Below are 18,285 nucleotides of genomic sequence, written 5' to 3'. Positions count from 1 at the left end.
AACGGCCTCAGCGCCGGGCCACCACCCGCAGCGTCTTCACCGTGGGGTCCGCCGCGTCCGGGATGAGAACGCCGTGCTCGACGCCGCTGCGCAGGTAGTCCAGCACATCGGCGGTGATGACCTCACCGGGGGCGATGGCCGGCACGCCCGGCGGGTAGGGGCTGATCATCTCGGCGGCGATCCGCCCGGCGGCCTGTTCCGCCGGCACGTGGTCGACCTCGGCGAAGAACGCCTCCCGCGGCAGCATCGCCTGCTCCAGCTCCAGGACGGACGGCTCGGGCAGGTGCACCTGGGGTAGGCGCTCGATGGTGTCCGCCCGGTCGACGAGGGCGCGCAGGGCGTCCAGCAGCACCTTCTCGGTCTCGTCGTCGTCGGCGTGCGTGATGGAGGCGCTGATGCGGCAGGTGTCGGAGCCGCCGACGTCCACGTGGCGTTCGGCGCGCAGCCACTCGGCGGCCTGCATACCGCTGATGCCGAGTTCGCGTACGTCGATCACGATCTTCAGGGGGTCGAAGTCCGCGGCGAGCCCCTCGTCCATGATCTCCCCGCCCATGGGCCGCAGTCCCGGCAGGTCCCCGGCCGCCTGGCGCACGCGTTCCGCGCGGTGCAGGGCGGCGTCCAGGAGGTCGTGTCCGTACTCGACCATCTGGCGCCGCCAGCCGTCGAGGGTGGCGTACACCAGGGTCGAGGCACTGGTGGTGCCGAGCAGGTCCTCACGCTGCTTGAGCGCCTCGGGCGAGACCCGGTCGTACTGGAGGTGGAAGACGGAGCTCTGCTCGATCGCGCCGCCCATCTTGTGCACGCTGGTGACCACCAGATCCGCCTCGGCGTCCATGCCCCAGGCGGGCAGCTGGGGATGGAAGGGCAGATGGGCGCCCCATGCCTCGTCGACGATCAGAGGGACGTCGAACTCGTGGCACACCCGGGCCGCGCCCCGGATGTCGGCGCAGGTACCCCAGTCCGTGGGGCTGATCAGCAGCATGCCCTTGGCGTCCGGGTGTTCCTGGAGCCGCCGCCGTACGTCGTCGGGCTCCGGCGGATGGGCGATGTGCCGTTCGCGGTCGAACTTCGGGTGGACCCAGATCGGCTCGACGCCGTTGACAACGACGGCCGAGATCACCGACTTGTGCGCGTTGCGGGAGAGCAGCAGTTTCTCGCCGGGACCGGCCACGGCGAGCATGGCGGTCTTCACCGACAGGGAGCTGCCGCACGTGGAGAAGAACGCCTGCTCGGCGCCGACGGCGTCCGCCATCAGTTCCTGCGCCTGGCTGAGCACACCCTGGGACTGGCGGCGGTCGTCCAGGCCGTTGAGGGACAGCACGTCCGACCGGAACACGTCCATGCCGACGATCTCCGCCACCCGCGGGTCGACGCCTCGGCCCTGCTTGTGGCCGGGCGGACCGAAGACCACGTCTCCACGGCGCCGGAACTCCTGCAGCGCCTCCAGGACGGGCACCCGCGAGTGATCCATGACTCCTCCACGTCCATCCACCGAGTCCGGGGACCGGGCCGTACGGCCGTGTCCCTCTGGTCACCGTGTTGACCGGGTCGGGGCACTCAAACGCCGGGCCGGCCGTCGGACGCCGACGCGCCGGCGTTTCGCCGGGGCGTCACGGTCGGGGACGCAGCGGCGGGCGCGGCGCCGGTGGCCGGCCGGCGAGATCGGTGAGCAGACGCGTGCAGACGTCCCGGAGTTTGAGATTGGTCTCCTGGGACAGCCGGCGCAGCAGGCCGAAGGCCTCCTCCTCCGTGCACTGGTGCTGCGCCATGACGCTGCCGATGGCCTGGTCGATGACGCGGCGGGAGGCGAGTGCGCCCTGCAGCTCGCGCGTGAAGTCCTCGGTGTCGGCCAGTCGCTGCGCCAGCGCGATGGCGCCACCGGCCTGTGCGGCGCACGACGCCAGGGCGGAGCGGTCGCTCTCGGTGAAGGCGTCCGGTTGGGCGGCGTAGAAGTTCAGCGCCCCGGCGGTGTGCGTGCCCACCGGTACCGGCAGGGACAGCGAGGAACGGATGCCCAGGTCGGCCGCGAACGACGGGTAGGAACCCCAGCGGTCTTCGTCCAGGGTGTCCGGCACATGGACGACGAGACCGGTGCGCAGGGCCTGTAGGCAGGGGCCGTCGTCCTGGCCGTACTGCTTCTCGTCCAGTTTGTCCGCCACTCCCCCGGTGCTGACCACGGTCAGCGGGCGCCCGCGTCGTTGCAGTGTCACCCCGCAGCCGTCCGCCCCCGAGTTGCCCACGGCGTCGTCCACGAGGTGCTGCAGGAAGTCGCGTACCGAGGCGGTCTCCGTCAGCCAGTCGATCATGTCGAGCGCGCGCTGGTTGCCATCCAGCCGATCCACCGCCCGTCACCTCCCATGTCAGGGCCTCTCCAGGGCTCCGAGACATGCTGTTACCCGCTGAGCGCCGGGATGCGACATGGCGCTCCCACGACGACGGACGCGAGGTGCGGCGTCGGCCCGTCGGCCGGGCCGGCGTCGAGGGAGCAGTGGACTGTGACACATGGGGTGCGCGGTGCGCTGTAACCGGTGGGCCCTGATCAAGGCCCGCAAGGCCCGCTTCCCCCGTGCGGGTCCTTGCCCACGGGCCGGGCGGGTGCGATTCCCCCCCGACACCCGCCCGCCCGTGGCCCCTCGTGCGAACGATGTGATCAGGCCTGGCCCGGAGGGTCTCTGCGCACGCGCTGGGCGACGTCACGCAGCTTGATGTTGTGCTGCTGGGAGATGCGCCGCAGCACGTCGAAGGCGTCGTCCTCGCTCAGCTTGTGGCGTTCCATCAGGATGCCCATGGCCTCGCCGATGGCGTGCCGGGTCTTCATGGCGTCCTCGAGCTGGTCGATGGTGCGGGCGTCGGCCAGGGCGACGGCGGCGTGCGAGGCCAGCAGCCAGCCGGCGGTCTCGATGTCCTTGCCGAAGGCGCCGGGGCGGCGGGCGTACAGGTTCAGCGCGCCGAAGTCCTCGTCGTGGGTGTAGAGCAGCACCCCGGTCATGCTGCCGATCCCCAGCCAGCGGGCCGCCTCCGCGAACCGCGGCCAGGACTCCTGCGGCCGCGTCATGTCCTCGATCCGGAAGACCCGCTCCCCGTTCGCTCGTCGGGCCAGGTCGAAACAGGGGCCCTCGGCCAGCTCGCCCTGCAGACGGTCGGAGGCCTCGACCACGTCCCCGCAGGCGGACAGGGTGACCGCCCGGCCCTTGCGCACCGCCAGGATTCCGGCGGCGTCGCAGCCCTCCACCAGTCGCACCGCCGAGTTCGCGATCTCGTCCAGCGTCCCCTGCACCGACTCCTGCGCCAGCAGGTTCCGCGCGAGCTGGGCCATCGCCTCGGCGAACTCTCGCCACTCCACCGCCACCACCCGCCTCGATCACCGGTCCGGCCAGCCTACCGCCCGCCCTCTCGCGGGCCGCGGACCCATGCGGACGGCGAGGGTCCGCCGACGGTGAGGGTGATGTGACCATGGCCCATACGGCGCTATTGAGCAGGTGATTGCGGGTAATTGGAGTTCCCAGTCCCATGCCAAGGCGGTCGTATGCACTCTCCCAGACCGGAATCGCGTGTCCTCAGCCTCCTCTCGACCACTGTCCTGCGCCAGGGCCCGGCCCCGTCGGAGGATGACCAGTTCCGTCGCGCGCTGGCGGCGCAGTCCGCCGTCCACATGGCGGAAGGCGCTCTGGCCGTGCTGGGGCCCGTGCCCCTCGGCGAGGCGAGGCAGGTGCTGGCGGACCTCGGCCGCGCCGTCGGGATGGACGTCGCCACGGTGGCGGAACACCTGCTGAACGTGGTGCAGGGGCTGGACGCGCCCGCCGCGGTGACCGACGAGCTGGACCGTGTGCTGGCGCCCTACCGGGGGTGACCGAGGTGCCGGGCGTAAATGAGGTGCGGACACGCCACGCCGTTGGCACGCTGCCCCGGTGAATCGCGAACAGATCTCCCGCATCGCTCATACCGAACACCCGATCAAGTCCCCGCTCTCCGACGACTCGGTGCGCCGCCTGCTGGAACGCGCGCTGCCCAGGGGCGACGAGCGGGTTCTCGACCTCGGCTGCGGCACCGGGGAGTGGCTCCTGCGCGCTTTGGACATGCGACCCGGCGTCCGTGCCGAGGGTGTGGACATATCCGAGGAGGCCCTCGCCCAGGCGGCCGCCGCGGCGAGCGGCCTCGGTGTCCGGGACCGTCTCGTACTGCACCACCGCAAGGCCGAGGAGTTCGCGCCCGAGGAGCCGTTCGACGTGGTCCTCAGCTTCGGGGCCGCACACGCCTTCGGCGGCCTGCTCCCCACGCTCGCGGCGGCCCGCCGGCACCTGGCCCCCGGTGGCCTCGTCCTCATCGGTGACGGCTTCTGGGAAAGGCCTCCCTCGCAGGAGGCCGTGGAGATGCTCGGGGACTTCACCGACCTGGCGACGACCGTGGACCGGGTCGTCGCCGAGGGCTGGACTCCCGTGGACGGGCACGTCAGCACACGTCAGGAACTGGACGACTACGAATGGGCCTGCTGGGGCTACCTGGCCGCCTGGGCCCTGGACCACCCCAACGACCCGCACAGCGCGCAGGCACTGCGGACGGCCACGACCCGGCGTACGGAATGGCTCCGCGTCTACCGGGATCCCTTCGGCTTCTTCTCCCTCGTGCTGCGTCCCACACCGGGCTCCGCCTGAGCCGGCCGCGATGCCGGGGCGGGCCGGCATCGCGGGGGCGGTTCAGGCGGTCAGGGCAGGACCTCGACGTAGCCGTCGGTCCCGTGCACCCGGATGCGTTGTCCGTCCTGGATCAGCCGGGTGGCCCGCTCCACGCCCACGACGGCGGGCAGACCGTACTCCCGGGCGATCACCGCGCCGTGCGTCATCAGACCGCCGACCTCCGTCACCAGGCCCGCGATTCCGACGAACAGGGGCGACCAGCTCGGGTCCGTGCAGGCCGTGACCAGGATGTCGCCCGGCTCGAGATCGGCCTGCGCCATGTCGAGGACGACCCGGGCCCTTCCCTCGACGGTCCCGACGGAGACCGGCAGGCCGATCAGGGCGCCGGCCGGTACGTCGTCGCGCCGGTACGCCCCGTTGAGGGTCTCGCCGTCCGACGTGAGTACCCGCGGCGGTGTGAGCGCCTTGTACGACCGGAAGGCCTCCTCGCGCCGCCGGATGAGCTGCTCGTCCACCCGCTTCGTGCGCGCGGCGTCGTGGAACTCCTGGAAGGTGAGGTAGAAGACGTCCTCCTTCTCCCGCAGCGCCCCGGCCCGCACCAGGCGCTCGGCCTCTTCGAGCAGCGCCCGCTTGTAGACGAAGTAGCGGCTGACGATGCCGTACTTGGGGTACTCCCGGTATCCGATGAAGGTCCGTACCCGGTCGATCATCCGCTTGGTCTCGTCGGCCTTGCGGTCGCCGTCGGGCAGCGCCCGCAGGCGGGACAGCACCTCCTCTTCCTTCTCCCGCGCCTTCCGCCGCCCTTGCTCGAACCGCCGCTCGGCGGCGCCCGGTTCGAAGTTCCTGACGTTGTCGAGGATCAGCGGCAGGAGCGTGTCGGGGCGCTCGCGCCAACGGGGTCTGGTGATGTCGATCTCGCCGACGCAGCGCATTCCGTACCGTTCGAGGTAGCCCTCGATGGCGGCCCGTGCCTCGATCCCGCCGGGGAGTTCGGCCAGCTCGTCCAGGAAGTGCTCGTCCTCGACCCCCTGGAGGAAGGCCACCACTTCCGGATGCGGGCGGATGGCGTCCGCGACGTCGAGCAGCGCCAGCCCCATCTCGGATGTGACGTTTCCGGGAGCGGACAGCGTGAGGGTGTCGGCCGCGTTCTTCTCGCCCAGCCACTCCAGCAGCTTGTCGTTGAGCCACCAGGTGGCCTCCATCCCCGCCATGATCGCGGGGAGGTTGAGCGGATCGGTGAGAACGCGCTTGTGCTCCTCGAAGGCCTCCAGCAGGAAGTCGAACAGCGCCGGTCCGGTCCGGTTCCGGATGTCGTGCTCCAGGGCGGCGAGGGACTCCTCGTTGCGCTTGATCAGCTCGGTGACGATGGCCGGATCGGTGTCGAGCCGCGCGGAAGCGCCGGTGACAGGCGGCCCGCCGGGAGCCGCGTCCGGGAGCGTCGGGACGAAGCCGTCGCGCTCCAGCACGGTCTCCAGCGCGTCCCTGGTCAGCGGATCTCCCCGTCCGATGAGATCCAGGAGGCGGGCTCGGCTCGCGGGTGAGGAAAGCTGCCGGGTGGCGTCGACGAACAGCCTCCCGCCGGCCTCCCGCATCGGCGCCATGGCCGTCAGCCGCCACAGGGAGAGCCCCAGCGGCTTCATGGCGTCGGTCATCATCTGCTGGTGGCCGACGGAGACGTAGACGTGGTTCTCCCGGTCGTTGGCCTCGGGGACGGGGAACAGCGTCGTGACGGGCCTGCTCTGGACGAACCGGAAGTCGTCTCCGACGAGGCACCACTCGATGTCCTGGGGACTGCCGAAGTGCGCCTCGATGTCCCGGCCGAGCCGCACGAGCCGCAGGACCTGTTCGTCCGTCAGCGCCGGCTGCTCACGCAACCGGGCGTCGACCGCCGTCTCCCGCGTACCGCCGTCCGGCAGGGCGTGCAGGGCGCGCTCCTTGGCGGCGACCGTCCTGGCGATCACCTCGCCGTCCCGCACCTTGAAGACGTCCGGGTTCACCAGGCCGGAGACCAGGGCCTCGCCGAGACCGAACCCGGCGTCCACGGTGGCGACCTTCCGGTTGCCCGTGACCGGGTCGGCCGTGAACAGGATGCCGGACGCCCGCGGGAGGACCATCCGCTGCACGACCACGGCCATGTGGACCGTGCGGTGGTCGATGCCGTTGCGTTGCCGGTAGGTCACGGCTCGCTCGGTGAACAGGGACGCCCAGCAGCGGCTGATGTGCTGGATGACCGCGGTCGTTCCTACGACGTTCAGGTACGTGTCCTGCTGGCCCGCGAAGGACGCCGTCGGCAGGTCCTCCGCCGTCGCGCTGGACCGGACGGCGTAGGCGGCCCGCTCGCCGTGCCGGGCGAGCGCGCCGGTGACGGCCGCCGCCACGTCGTCCGGTACGGCGATCCCTTCGACGGCCCGGCGGATCCGCGCGCTGAGCGTGCCGATCCCCGCCCGGTCGCCCGGGTTCAGTTGCGACAGCACGTCGAGCCAGTCCGCCATCGACGGCACCTGCGCCATGATCTGCCGGAAGGCGTCCGTCGTCACACAGAAGCCGCCCGGCACCCGGACGCCCTCGATCCGTGCCAGGCCGCCCAGATGGGCGCCCTTGCCGCCGACGACCGCGACCTGCGTCTCGTCGACCTCATCAAGATCCAGCACGTACTGCTCACTCATCGCGACTCCTCCCGGGCAGCCGTGCCCTCGTCCCCCGCACCGGCCGGTCCAACGCCCGCCCCCGTTAACAGCCCACCCATGTAGCGCCCTCATCTCCGCAGGTCATGGCCTTGGCCGACGATTCTGCGCCGTGACCCGGGCCTTGCCGCAAGCCCCCCAGTGCGCTATAAGTTGAGAGTGGCAAGGAGAGGTCTCCTTGCCTTTGTTGTTTTTCGGGCGCTGCTTGTTCTCCAGGCCCTTCTTGTTCTCCAGGCCCTTCTTGTTCTCCGGCCGCCGAAGGCTCGAAGTCGCTCAGGCCCGCACGGATGGCGCCCCGTCACGCAGTGCGGCCGCCGAGCGCACGAGCGCCGCCACGGCCAGGGAGTTGCTGCCGGAGGGCCAGGCGAGCACCGTGGTGACGCGGGGGGCGTCGACGACGGGCACGGCGACGTGTTCGGGCCACTGCCAGGCACGGCTGGACGCCGGGATGACGAGCAGCGTCCTGCCGAGCGCCACGAGTTGGGCGAGCTTCGACTGGGTGCGCACCTCCGGGCCGGGACCGTCCGGGTAGGTGCCGTCGAGGCGGGGCCATCGCGCGATCGGCAGGTCCGGCACGTCGCTCACCTCCGCCAGCGTGAGCTGTTCGCGAGAGGCCAGCGGATGTCCCGCGGGCAGGATGCCCTGCACGACAGCCGGGAACAGGCCCTGAAGCGGTTCCGCCTCCTGCACAACACGGCCTCGCTGCGGGCCGGCTGGCTCGAGAAGCGACTGCGCTTCCAGGAGGAGCTGCTGCCGCTCGTCGAGGCGCGCATGGCCGGCACCGCGGCGGGTGACACGGCTCCCAGGGCCCGTGCCGTGATCGCGACGGCGTTCGCATGCCTGGATGCCGCGTCGATGACATGGGTCGACAACGACGGCGAGGGTGAGCTCATGGACCTCTACGACGAGTGCTTGGCCGCCGTGCGCGGTTGAACCGCGGCGCCCGCCGCGCTGACCGGTCATGGTCACGGCGCCCGCGTGGTCAGTGTGCCGGTGGCTCCGACGCGGTGAAGCGTTCGAAGCCCGCGTGGAAGGCCGTGCCCCGCGGGTCGGTCGCGCTGTAGTGGAAGGCGGCCACACCGCAGCCGCGCGCGTCGAAGGCGGCTCCGGTGTAGGAGGCCACCTGGGTGCCGTCGACGGCCAGTTCGACCTTGATCAGGCCCGCACCGGCCGACGAACAGTTCATGGCCATGTCGACCAGCTGCCGGCTGTCCACCCGGAGCCCCATGTCCGCGAGGTTCACCTCGACGACCCGGTCGTGCTGGAAGGCTCCCTTGAAGCGGAACTCGCGCACGATCAAGGCCTCCTGATCCGTGGTCAGGTAGGTCGCCCAGCGGGAGCCCGTGCGGTAGTCGCCCGAGCCGTCGCACCACAGTCCGACGCCGCCCTCGCCCCCGTACCAGGCCGTCTGGGTGCTGAGCCGGACAGCGTACGACGACGGCTGGAAGGGCGCCTGCGGCCACACCTCCAGCTCGGATCTGGGGTCCACCAGCATGGTCCCGCCCTGGTGTGTGATCGTGGCCAGGGCCGGGTCCTTGTGCGTCCAGTCACCCGAGTCGGTCAAGTCATCGGTGTACGACGGGAGTCGGGTGCCCGCTGATCTCTTGGAGTTCCCGGCCGCCGCGGACACGGAGCCGTGGGACTGCGGATCGCCCTCGCTCGCCGATCCGCCCGAAGTGGTGCTGAGAACGACGGCGAGCAGCACCGCCACCGCGGCACTGCCGGCCGCGAGGGCCCACAGCCGCAGCTGCTTGCCGCTCGCCGCGCCGCTCGCCCGCACGGGTGACGGCGGCCGCTGCGGTGCCGGCACGACCGGCTGGGCGTGCGCGCTTTCTGTCGCCCCCGCCGCCGCGGCGAGCCGGGTGACGAGCTCGGCCGCGGTGGGGCGCCGGGCCGGGTCCTTGCGCAGACAGTCGGCGATGACCGAGCGGACCGGCTCGGGCACCGCGGTGAGGTCCGCCTCGCGCTCGCACACGGCGACGAGCACCTCGTAGTCGCTCTCCCCGTCGAAGGGATGCCGGCCGGTGGCGGCGAAGTAGAGCGTGCCGCCGAGGGAGAACACGTCGGAGGCACTGGTCACCCGGTGGGACTTGACCTGCTCCGGAGACATGTACGCGGGCGAGCCAAGCACACTGCCCGGCGTGGTGAGCGCCGACTCCAGCAGCCGGTCGTCGCGGGCGATGCCGAAGTCGATGATCCGTGGGCCGTCCGGGGAGAGCAGGATGTTGGACGGTTTGACGTCCCGGTGCACCACACCCACGCGGTGCACCTGGGCCAGCGCGTGCGCCACCGCCAGCGCCACGGACTGAAGCCGCCCGGAGGCCAACGGGCCGCCCACCGCCACGTGTTGGTGGACGGTGGGCCCGGGCACGAACTCGCTGACGATGTACGGGTGCGGCCCGGAGAGGTCGGCATCCAGAACCCGCGCCGTGGCCAGCTCACCCACCCGGCTCGCCGCGCCGAACTCCCGGCGTACCCGGGCGAGCGCGACCTCGTCGTACTCCTTGCCCGGCAGCAGGAACTTCACCACGACCTGGCGTCCCGCCTTGTCCCGGGCGAGCCACACCACACCCTGCCCGCCCCGGCCGAGCTCGCGCTCGTAGACGTATCCGCCCACCGACAACTGCATCCGAGGATCCATGCCCCCGCCCCCCCAGCCCCGCCCCCGGCTCATGGCCGTCTTCAGCGTATGGGGTTTCCGGGGCCGTAACAGGACTTTTGGCGAGGTCTGCTGACAAAGAGACCATCAGGCCCGGCAGCGGTGACTTTCCATCGCGCGGTTCAGCGCACCGGGAAGCCGAACGAATAGCCCTGCTGTTTGAGTTGGGGCAGGATCCGGCGCAGCGCCTCGACCGTCTGGGAGCGGTCGCCGCCGGCGTCGTGGAAGAGCAGCGTCGGTCCGTTGGGCAGTTCCCGTTCCACGGTGGCCACGATGGCGTCCGTGCCCGGCCGTTCGAAGTCCTTGGAGTCGACGTTCCAGCCCAGCGGGCGCATGCCGCGGGAGGCGGCGAGCTTGCGGCTGTAGGGCGTGAACGCGCCGCCGGGCGCACGGTAGTACATGGGCCGTACGCCCCCGGACGCTTCGGTGATCATGCGTTCGGCGTCGAGTATCTCCCGGGACTGGTAGGCCTCGGACTTCTTGTCCATGCCCGTGTCGTGCGACACCGAGTGGTCGCACAGCCGGTGCCCGGCGGCGACCACCTTCTTCACGAGGTCGGGGTGCGCCTGTGCCTGCGTGCCGACCATGCAGAACGTGGCCTTCACCCCGTACTGGCGCAGCACGTCGAGGACTTGCGGGGTCCACTCGGGGTCGGGGCCGTCGTCGATGGTGATGTTCACGCCGCGCGCCCCCTTGTCCGAGGCGTGCACGATGGTTACCGCGACCGGCTCGACCTCGCTGCCGTGCGCGGCCGAGGCGGCGGCCTTCGGCGACGAACCGCCCACGACGCCCGCCTGGGCGGTCCACACCGAGGCACCGGCGGCCAGGGCGGTCACCCCGACCGCCGCCACGACCACCTTGCCGTACCAGCCCCGCCCGCCGCCGTGCCGTGCCATGTCCGCCCCGCTTCCGCGCAGTTCCTCGCCGATTCCCCGGTCGACTTCCGACCACCTGACGAGACGAGTGACGGCGGCCGCGGGATGCGTCCGTTACCGATCAAGGACAATTCCGGGGGCGTTCGCGGACAACTCGGCAACCGGGTGGCCGGGCAGGGCCGTTGAACGGAGGCGGCGGCGACCGCTCGGCGCGTCACCAGTCGATCCGGGCCGCCACGGGCAGGTGGTCACTGCCGGTGGACGGCAGCACCCAGGAACTCCGCGGCGTCACACCCCGGACCAGGATCTGGTCGATCCTCGCCACCGGGAACCCCGCCGGCCAGGTGAAGCCGAAGCCGTCCCCGGCCACGTCCTGGGCCGAGCGCAGCCGGGAGGTGATGGCGTCGAAGACGCGGTCGTCCGTGGTGCCGTTGAGGTCTCCGAGGAGCACCACCCGCTCGTTCGGCTCGGCGGCGAGGGCCTTGCCGAGCGCTGTGGCGTTGCGGTCCCGGCTGCCCGTCCAGAAGCCGCTGCTCGGCATCAGGCGGACGGACCCGAGGTGCGCCACGTAGACGGCGACCGGCCCCTTGCCGGTGGTCACCGTGGCGCGCAGCGCCCGATTGCCGGCCATCTTGACGTCGGCCGGCTTGGTTGCGGCCAGCGGCCCGTAGTCCGTCTGGATGTCGACCGGCCCGGTGTCCGACAGCGGCAGCCTGCTCCACAGCCCGACCGTGCCCTGCACCGTGTGATATCGGTACGCCTTCGCGAACCCCTTCTGGTACGCGCCCAGGGCCTGCGGGGTCAGCTCCTCCAGGGCCAGTACGTCCGCCCCGGAGGCGGCGAGCTCGCGGGCGGTGCCGGCCGGGTCGGGGTTGCCCGCGTCGACGTTGTGGCTGACCACGGTGAGGTCGCCGCCGGGGTGGGACTTGTCGCCGAGCAGGGCGCCGAAGAGGTTCAGCCACACCACGACCGGCAGCAGCAGCGCGATCACCGCGGACGCGGAGCGGCGCCACAGCGCCCCGGCCAGCAACACCGGGACGAGCAGGCCGAACCAGGGCAGGAAGGTCTCCACCAGGCTGCCGAGACTCCCGCGGTCCGTGATCCGCGCGTGCAGCAGCATGACCAGGCCGAGCAGCAGCGCCAGCGCCGCGAGCACCGGACCGCGCCTCCAGGGGCCCGGCCCGGCGAGGGCACGGGCCGCCCGGCGGAAACGCCCGTGACCGGTGCCGGTGCCGGGCGTACCGGCATCGCCCGGCCCCGAGTCGGAAGGCGGTGCGGACGGATCGTTCGGAGGGGACGTCTCACGTGTTGACGGTGTCGGCCGCATCATGCTCGCAGTCAAGGCGGCGCGGTGTTGCGGGCACGTATGCGGTTTTCGATATGCCGGCGATACGCGCCGGTTCGTAGCATCGAAGGCATGCGTGTGCTGATCGTCGAGGACGAGCCCTATCTTGCGGAAGCCATCCGCGACGGTCTGCGCCTGGAGGCGATCGCCGCCGACATCGCGGGCGACGGCGACACCGCCCTGGAGCTGCTGGGCGTCAACGCCTACGACATCGCCGTGCTCGACCGGGACGTCCCCGGACCCTCCGGTGACGAGATCGCCAAGCGCATCGTCGCCTCCGGCAGCGGTATGCCGATCCTCATGCTCACGGCGGCCGACCGCCTCGACGACAAGGCCTCCGGTTTCGAGCTGGGCGCGGACGACTACCTGACCAAGCCCTTCGAACTGCGCGAACTCGCGCTCAGGCTCCGGGCACTCGACCGCAGACGCGCCCACAGCAGGCCCCCGGTGCGGGAGATCGCGGGTGTGCGCCTCGACCCGTTCCGCAGAGAGGTCTACCGTGACGGCCGCTTCGTCGCGTTGACCAGGAAACAGTTCGCCGTGCTCGAAGTCCTCGTCGCCGCCGAGGGCGGGGTCGTCAGCGCCGAGGAACTCCTGGAACGCGCCTGGGACGAGAACGCCGACCCCTTCACCAACGCCGTACGCATCACCGTCTCGGCACTGCGCAAACGGCTCGGCGAGCCCTGGATCATCGCCACCGTGCCGGGCGTCGGCTACCGCATCGACACGCAGCCGGAGGCCACGGACGAGGGAGGCGACCGTGGATAGGGCGCCCGGTGTGAGCGTGCGCCTCAAACTCACCCTCAGCTACGCCGGGTTCCTCATGCTCGCCGGCGTCCTGCTGCTCGCGGCGGTCTGGGTCTTCCTCCTGCGCTACGTCCCCAACCGCGCGATGCTCATCAACCCCGACGACAGGCCGGCGGGCGTCTTCCCCATCCGGTCCGCCCTTCTGGAGGTCTTCGCTCCCAGGGCCGCAGCGGTACTGGCGTTCCTGCTGCTCTTCGGGCTACTGGGAGGGTGGATCCTCGCCGGACGCATGCTCGCCCCGCTGACCCGCATCACGGACGCCACCCGCAGGGCCACGAGCGGCTCGCTCTCCCACCGCGTCCGGCTGCCGGGCCGCAGCGACGAGTTCCGCGAACTCGCCGACGCCCTCGACGCGATGCTCGCACGGCTCGAAGCACACGTCGACGAACAACGCAGATTCGCCGCCAACGCCTCGCACGAGCTGCGCACCCCGCTGGCGATCTCCAAGGCGCTCCTCGACGTGGCCCGGGCCGATCCGCACCACGACACCGACGAGCTCATCGACCGGCTCCACGCCGTCAACACCCGGGCGATCGGCCTCACCGAGGCGCTGCTGCTGCTCAGCCGCGCCGACCAGCGGTCCTTCGTCCGCGAGCCCGTCGACCTGTCCCTCGTGGCGGAGGAAGCCACCGAGACGCTGCTGCCCCTCGCGGAGAAGCACGGCGTCACCGTCGAGGCGTGCGGCGACATCGCCCCGACGGCCGGATCGCCGGCACTCCTACTGCAACTGACCATGAACCTCGTGCACAACGCGATCGTCCACAACCTGCCCGGAGGGGGCACCGTGCGGGTGCACACCGCCGTCCGCTCCGAGACGGTGGTGCTCACCGTCGAGAACACCGGCGAGCACGTCCCCCCGGAACTGGCCGAGACGCTCGCCGAACCGTTCCAACGCGGCACCGAACGCACCCACGGCGACCACGCGGGCGTCGGCCTCGGCCTGGCGATCGTCAGGACCATCACCCACGCGCACGACGGCACGCTCACCCTCGCACCGCGCCCGGCCGGCGGGCTCCGCATCACCGTGGAACTCCCCCGCCACAGCCCCGCGCCGGGCGCGTGAGGAGCGAAGCACCCACGTGCACCGGTCGTTCGGCCCCGACGCAGGGCCGGACGTCCCCTGCCGCGGGGACCGGTGCCGCGATGGGATGAAGAGAGAGATGGGACGAAGGAAGACCGGTCCGGCGGCCGCCGCGCCGGCCCCACCGAGGTGTGTCATGAACCACTCCGATCGCATCGCACGGCTGCGCCGGCTGACCGCCGCAGTGGTGTCCCCACGGCTCGAACCCGTTCTCCTGGCCGTCACGGCGGCCGCACTGACCGGCGGCGTCATCGCCTGGCTGGCGGACGCCGGGGGCCTCGCCGACCTGCTCTGGGGCCTGGGCACCGTGTCCGCCGTCGTCCCCGCCGTGGGGTGGGTGCTGAGCGCGCTGCGGCGCGGTCAGGCGGGAGTGGATCTGATCGCCGTCCTCGCCCTCGGCGGCACGCTGGCCGTCGGCGAGTACCTGGCCGGCGCGCTGATCGCGCTCATGCTCGCCACCGGCCGCACCCTGGAGTCGGCCGCCCAGCGACGGGCCTCCCACGACCTGCGCGCCCTGCTCGAACACGCCCCCCGTTCGGCGCACCGCCGCACGGACGCCGGGGTCGACACCGTGCCGCTGGCGGAGATCGCCGTCGGCGACCTGCTCGTCGTGCGGCCGGGCGAGGTCGTCCCCGTGGACGGCCGCGTGGAGAGCACGGCCGCCGTCCTGGACGAGTCCGTGCTCACCGGAGAACCGCTCCAGGTAGAGCGGATCCAGGGAGAAGGAGTGCGCAGCGGCGCCGTGAACGCCGGCGGCGCCTTCGAGCTGCGGGCGACCGCCGCCGAGCAGGACAGCACCTACGCCGGGATCGTACGGCTGGCCCGGCAGGCGGGGGCCGAGTCGGCGCCCGTCGTGCGGCTCGCCGACCGGTACGCGGCCTGGTTCCTGCCCCTCTCCCTCGTGGTCGCGGGACTGGCGTGGCTGCTCAGCGGCTCCGCCGTGCGCGCGGTGGCCGTCCTGGTCGTCGCCACCCCCTGCCCGCTGCTGCTGGCCGCCCCGGTGGCCATCGTCTCCGGCCTGTCCCGCGCCTCCCGGCTCGGCGTGGTCATCCGTGACGGCGGCGCCCTGGAGAACCTGGGCCGCGCCCGCACCCTCCTGCTCGACAAGACCGGCACCCTCACCCGAGGACGCCCGCGCGTCCTGGACATCACAGCCGCCCCCGGCCTCAAGCCGGCCGAGGTACTGCGCCTGGCGGCCTCCCTGGACCAGTACTCGCCGCACGTCCTGGCCCAGGCCATCGTCGACACTGCCCGGGAACGCAGGCTGGAGCTGTCGGCCCCGACGGACGTCACCGAGGAACCGGGCCGCGGCGCCACCGGCGTCGTGGACGGACACCGGGTCTCCATCGGGCGCCTCGGCCGCGAGGACGAACCTCCCGTCTGGGCCAAGGCGGTCGACAACCGCGCCCTCCTCGACGGTGCGGCCATCGCCTGGCTCACCCTCGACGGCGAACCCGCCGGCGCCGTCCTGCTGCGCGACCCGCTGCGCCACGACGCCCCGCGCACCCTGCGCCACCTGCGGGCCGCCGGCATCGAGCGGCTGCTGATGCTCACCGGCGACCGCGCCGCGCCGGCCCAGGAGGTCGCCGCCGTCCTCGGCCTGGACGAGGTGCGCACCGAACTCGGCCCCGCCGACAAGGTCGCCGCCGTCCGCGCCGAGCGCGAGCGCGCGGTCACCGTGATGGTCGGCGACGGCGTCAACGACGCCCCCGCCCTCGCCGCCGCCGACATCGGCGTGGCGATGGGGGCCCGCGGCTCCACCGCCTCCTCCGAGGCCGCCGACATCGTCCTGACCACCGACCGCGTGGACCGGCTCGCCGACGCCGTCACCATCGCCCAGCGCGCCCGCCGCATCGCCGTCCAGAGCGCCCTCGGCGGCATGCTGATGTCCCTGGCCGCCATGGCCGCGGCGGCCGCCGGGCTGCTCCCGCCCGCCGCCGGCGCCCTGCTCCAGGAGGGCATCGACGTCGCCGTCATCCTCAACGCGCTGCGTGCCCTGCGCGTCGACCAGGCGGCCCGTCCGCCGCTGACCCCCGCCGCCGAGGCCCTCATCCACCGCTTCGCCGCCGAACACGACGACCTCCAGGACGTACTGGAATCCGTACGGGCCGCCGCCGACCGCCTCTCCGACACGCCGGGACCCAGCGCGCTGGCCGCCGTCGAGGAGACCCACCGGCTGCTCATCGAGCGCCTGCTGCCCCATGAGTACGCCGAGGAGCACCAGCTGTATCCGGCCCTCGCCCCCACCCTCGGCGGTCCCGAGGCCACCGCCACCATGAGCCGCGCCCACACCGAGATCGAACGCCTCTCCCGCCGCGTGGCCACGCACCTCGAACTGGCCCACGCCGAAGGCGGCCTGGCGCCCGAACAACTCGACGACCTGCGTTCCTGCCTGTACGGCCTGAACACGGTCCTGCGCCTGCACTTCACCCAGGAGGAGGAGAACTACTTCTCCCTCGCCCCGTGACATCGGACGCCTCGAGGGGATCAACGACCCGCCGGCGCGGGGCGAACGGCCCCGAGCCGCTCCCGAGTCAACGGCACCCGGCATACAGCAGACCGCCGGTCACTGCCCCGACGCACCCGCCGTCGGTACCGGGAGCAGGCTGAGGTAGGCGTACACCGGTCCGTCCAGGTGGACCAAGGGCCAGCCGCGCGCGTACGAAGGCGCGCGGCCGGTGGCGGTGGTGAGGACGGCGACCGGCGTGCGCCGTGCGGTGCGGGCGAGCCGCGCGGCCGTCGTGTTGGCGTTGTGGCCCTTCGTGGCGGCGGAGGAACACCCGGCGGAGAACGCGATCGGTATGGGCGGCACGTCGGTGCCGTGGCTCGCCACCACACAGGGCGGCCGGACGCCCTCGCGATGCAGCGCGGCCGCCGTGCGCGCCCAGTCGCGATGGCTGGAGGTGGCGCGGTCCACGGTGCGGTCCAGCACTATGTACTGCACTGCCAGATGTCCGGCCAGCCCCACCGCCAGGAGCACCGTCGCGAGCCGCCGCCACGGCGCGCTCGGCGCCGTCAGCAGCCATACGAGGGCGTCGGCGACCGGGATCGCCACCAGGGCGTAGGCGGGCAGGAGGAAGCGCGGCGCCGCGTAGTCGATCATGAACAGGTACGGGAGGGCTGCCGTCGTGGCGCAGGCCAACGGCAGCAGCGTGGGCAGGGTGCGGCGGACGCGCACGGCGACGAGCAGTCCCACGGCGGCGAGCACGGGCAGCGCGAGCCACCAGGCGTACACCGCCGCATGGGGTGTCGCCCCGGTGCACGGGCGGCACAAGATCCGGCCGCCGAGGCTGCGCAACTGGTCGTCGACGGCGAGGTTCCAGCCGAGACCGCCCTGGATGTCGGAGCCCCTGGACAGCCGCTCCGCGACACCGCCGAAGCTCACGTACGCCTCGACCACCCACTCGGCCGCCCCGGCGACCAGCCCTCCGACCAGCGCGAGCAGCAGCCGGGGCTGCCGGAACCGCCGCGCGACCACGGGCAGCACGAGCAGCGGCAACGCCGCCCACACGGCGTCCGTGGGCCGCATCAGGGCCATCAGGGCCGCGCTGAACGCCAGCCCCCACAGCGGGGCACGGCGGGTGCGGTCGGCCCCGGCACGCAGGAAGCAGCCGACGGCGGCGAGCGCGCCGAGGGCCACCCACAGGTTGGCCATCGCCTGCGGGCCGTAGAACACGGTCACCCACAGGCTCGCGAACAGCGCGCCGCCCACGGCCAGGACGCGCGCCGGGAACAAGCCCCGCCAGCACCGCAGGGCCAGATACAGGCCGAGCCCCGAGAGCAGCGCCAGGTACACCCGCAGCAACGGCGTCGACGTCGACCAGGCGGCGACGGGCGCCACCAGCACGGAGACACCGCGGGTGCGCGGCGCGCTGAAGAAGGCCGCCGGTGCCTGCGGGCTGACCTGGCTGACGTACACCGTCTCGTCCCAGCCCAGCCCCATACCGGGCCGGACGAGCAGCAGCTGCGCCAGGGTGAAGGCGGCCGCCACCAGCGCGAGCCACACGCGGTCGTCCCGGCGGCTCCACCACGGCTCGTGGTGTAACGGAACTTCGCTCCGGACGGCACTGGTGTCCGCGTGCAGGTTTCTGGTCATGTCCCCGCTCCCCCTTGAAAGATGGTGGCCTTCCCCTGCCGCACAAGGCGCAGGACACAGCGGACGGCCCACGAACGGCAGGGAAACGACACCGACAACCTAAC

The 18,285-nt window shown here is 72.3% G+C and carries 14 protein-coding genes and 1 pseudogene; 6 read left to right on the top strand and 9 right to left on the bottom strand.

Going from position 1 to position 18,285, the window contains the following annotated elements; all coding sequences use genetic code 11:
• Positions 1-7: 7 nt before the first annotated feature.
• The 3 genes from FBY22_RS14875 to FBY22_RS14865 all read right to left on the bottom strand — a co-directional run bounded on the left by FBY22_RS14875 (position 8) and on the right by FBY22_RS14865 (position 3,343).
• Positions 8-1,471 (bottom strand): aminotransferase class I/II-fold pyridoxal phosphate-dependent enzyme, encoded by a 1,464-nt coding sequence (locus FBY22_RS14875; protein ID WP_142145843.1) that lies wholly within the window; start codon positions 1,469-1,471, stop codon positions 8-10.
• A gap of 139 nt (positions 1,472-1,610) precedes the next feature.
• Complete coding sequence (locus FBY22_RS14870; protein WP_142147648.1) at positions 1,611-2,306, bottom strand: GAF and ANTAR domain-containing protein; 696 nt, start codon at positions 2,304-2,306, stop codon at positions 1,611-1,613.
• A gap of 344 nt (positions 2,307-2,650) precedes the next feature.
• A complete protein-coding gene (locus FBY22_RS14865; protein ID WP_260844841.1) occupies positions 2,651-3,343 on the bottom strand; it encodes a GAF and ANTAR domain-containing protein in 693 nt (230 codons plus the stop codon).
• Between the two features lie 183 nt (positions 3,344-3,526).
• Here FBY22_RS14865 and FBY22_RS14860 point away from each other — a divergent pair, with 183 nt between their 5' ends.
• Positions 3,527-3,850 carry a hypothetical protein gene (locus tag FBY22_RS14860; protein WP_142145841.1) on the top strand — a complete coding sequence of 108 codons (324 nt, stop codon included), beginning with the start codon at positions 3,527-3,529 and terminating at the stop codon, positions 3,848-3,850.
• A gap of 58 nt (positions 3,851-3,908) precedes the next feature.
• Positions 3,909-4,652, top strand: a complete 744-nt coding sequence (locus tag FBY22_RS14855) for a cyclopropane-fatty-acyl-phospholipid synthase family protein (protein WP_142145840.1) — start codon at positions 3,909-3,911, stop codon at positions 4,650-4,652.
• Between the two features lie 50 nt (positions 4,653-4,702).
• On the opposite strand, the gene rph is transcribed toward FBY22_RS14855, so the two are convergent.
• Positions 4,703-7,300 carry a rifamycin-inactivating phosphotransferase gene (gene rph, locus FBY22_RS14850; RefSeq protein ID WP_142145839.1) on the bottom strand — a complete coding sequence of 866 codons (2,598 nt, stop codon included), beginning with the start codon at positions 7,298-7,300 and terminating at the stop codon, positions 4,703-4,705.
• A 291-nt stretch (positions 7,301-7,591) separates the two neighbouring features.
• A pseudogene (locus FBY22_RS14845) lies at positions 7,592-7,957 on the bottom strand (LysR family transcriptional regulator); the annotation flags it as partial.
• On the opposite strand from FBY22_RS14845, the gene FBY22_RS14840 reads away from it, so the two are divergent.
• Entirely contained in the window at positions 7,940-8,251 is a 312-nt protein-coding gene (locus tag FBY22_RS14840) for a hypothetical protein (RefSeq protein WP_222127756.1), read from the top strand. The pseudogene FBY22_RS14845 and the gene FBY22_RS14840 overlap by 18 nt on opposite strands.
• 49 nt (positions 8,252-8,300) lie before the next feature.
• Here FBY22_RS14840 and FBY22_RS14835 read toward each other — a convergent pair whose 3' ends face one another.
• From FBY22_RS14835 to FBY22_RS14825, 3 genes are all read right to left on the bottom strand, one after another.
• Positions 8,301-9,959 carry a serine/threonine-protein kinase gene (locus FBY22_RS14835; protein ID WP_160159870.1) on the bottom strand — a complete coding sequence of 553 codons (1,659 nt, stop codon included), beginning with the start codon at positions 9,957-9,959 and terminating at the stop codon, positions 8,301-8,303.
• A 140-nt stretch (positions 9,960-10,099) separates the two neighbouring features.
• Complete coding sequence (locus tag FBY22_RS14830; RefSeq protein ID WP_142145837.1) at positions 10,100-10,873, bottom strand: polysaccharide deacetylase family protein; 774 nt, start codon at positions 10,871-10,873, stop codon at positions 10,100-10,102.
• A 193-nt stretch (positions 10,874-11,066) separates the two neighbouring features.
• The gene (locus FBY22_RS14825) at positions 11,067-12,182 is read right to left on the bottom strand and encodes an endonuclease/exonuclease/phosphatase family protein (protein WP_142145836.1); all 1,116 of its coding nucleotides are present in this window, start codon (positions 12,180-12,182) and stop codon (positions 11,067-11,069) included.
• A gap of 87 nt (positions 12,183-12,269) precedes the next feature.
• Here FBY22_RS14825 and FBY22_RS14820 point away from each other — a divergent pair, with 87 nt between their 5' ends.
• The 3 genes from FBY22_RS14820 (at position 12,270) to FBY22_RS14810 (ending at position 16,552) form a co-directional block, all read left to right on the top strand.
• Complete coding sequence (locus tag FBY22_RS14820) at positions 12,270-12,965, top strand: response regulator transcription factor (RefSeq protein ID WP_142145835.1); 696 nt, start codon at positions 12,270-12,272, stop codon at positions 12,963-12,965.
• Positions 12,958-14,067, top strand: a complete 1,110-nt coding sequence (locus FBY22_RS14815; protein WP_222127755.1) for a HAMP domain-containing sensor histidine kinase — start codon at positions 12,958-12,960, stop codon at positions 14,065-14,067. The genes FBY22_RS14820 and FBY22_RS14815 overlap by 8 nt, the downstream gene beginning before the upstream one ends.
• 154 nt (positions 14,068-14,221) lie before the next feature.
• Positions 14,222-16,552 (top strand): heavy metal translocating P-type ATPase, encoded by a 2,331-nt coding sequence (locus tag FBY22_RS14810; protein ID WP_142145834.1) that lies wholly within the window; start codon positions 14,222-14,224, stop codon positions 16,550-16,552.
• Between the two features lie 99 nt (positions 16,553-16,651).
• Here the strand turns inward: FBY22_RS14810 and FBY22_RS14805 are convergent, their stop codons facing one another.
• Positions 16,652-18,181: a hypothetical protein gene (locus tag FBY22_RS14805; RefSeq protein ID WP_399211125.1), complete on the bottom strand. Its 1,530-nt coding sequence runs from the start codon at positions 18,179-18,181 to the stop codon at positions 16,652-16,654.
• Positions 18,182-18,285 lie beyond the last annotated feature (104 nt).

Origin of the sequence: Streptomyces sp. SLBN-31 (assembly GCF_006715395.1) — a bacterium.
Taxonomy (GTDB): Bacteria; Actinomycetota; Actinomycetes; order Streptomycetales; family Streptomycetaceae; genus Streptomyces.
The sequence above is the reverse complement of the archived record's forward strand: the minus strand, read 5'-3'. Positions and strand labels throughout refer to the sequence as shown.

Coding starts and splice junctions, on each gene's coding strand:
- FBY22_RS14825 (WP_142145836.1), bottom strand. CDS start 12,182: ATGATGCGGCCGACACCGTCAACACGTGAGACGTCCCCTCCGAACGAT.
- FBY22_RS14805 (WP_399211125.1), bottom strand. CDS start 18,181: ATGACCAGAAACCTGCACGCGGACACCAGTGCCGTCCGGAGCGAAGTT.
- FBY22_RS14870 (WP_142147648.1), bottom strand. CDS start 2,306: ATGATCGACTGGCTGACGGAGACCGCCTCGGTACGCGACTTCCTGCAG.
- FBY22_RS14810 (WP_142145834.1), top strand. CDS start 14,222: ATGAACCACTCCGATCGCATCGCACGGCTGCGCCGGCTGACCGCCGCA.
- FBY22_RS14835 (WP_160159870.1), bottom strand. CDS start 9,959: ATGGATCCTCGGATGCAGTTGTCGGTGGGCGGATACGTCTACGAGCGC.
- FBY22_RS14830 (WP_142145837.1), bottom strand. CDS start 10,873: ATGGCACGGCACGGCGGCGGGCGGGGCTGGTACGGCAAGGTGGTCGTG.
- FBY22_RS14820 (WP_142145835.1), top strand. CDS start 12,270: ATGCGTGTGCTGATCGTCGAGGACGAGCCCTATCTTGCGGAAGCCATC.
- FBY22_RS14875 (WP_142145843.1), bottom strand. CDS start 1,471: ATGGATCACTCGCGGGTGCCCGTCCTGGAGGCGCTGCAGGAGTTCCGG.
- FBY22_RS14860 (WP_142145841.1), top strand. CDS start 3,527: ATGCACTCTCCCAGACCGGAATCGCGTGTCCTCAGCCTCCTCTCGACC.
- rph (WP_142145839.1), bottom strand. CDS start 7,300: ATGAGTGAGCAGTACGTGCTGGATCTTGATGAGGTCGACGAGACGCAG.
- FBY22_RS14840 (WP_222127756.1), top strand. CDS start 7,940: ATGTCCCGCGGGCAGGATGCCCTGCACGACAGCCGGGAACAGGCCCTG.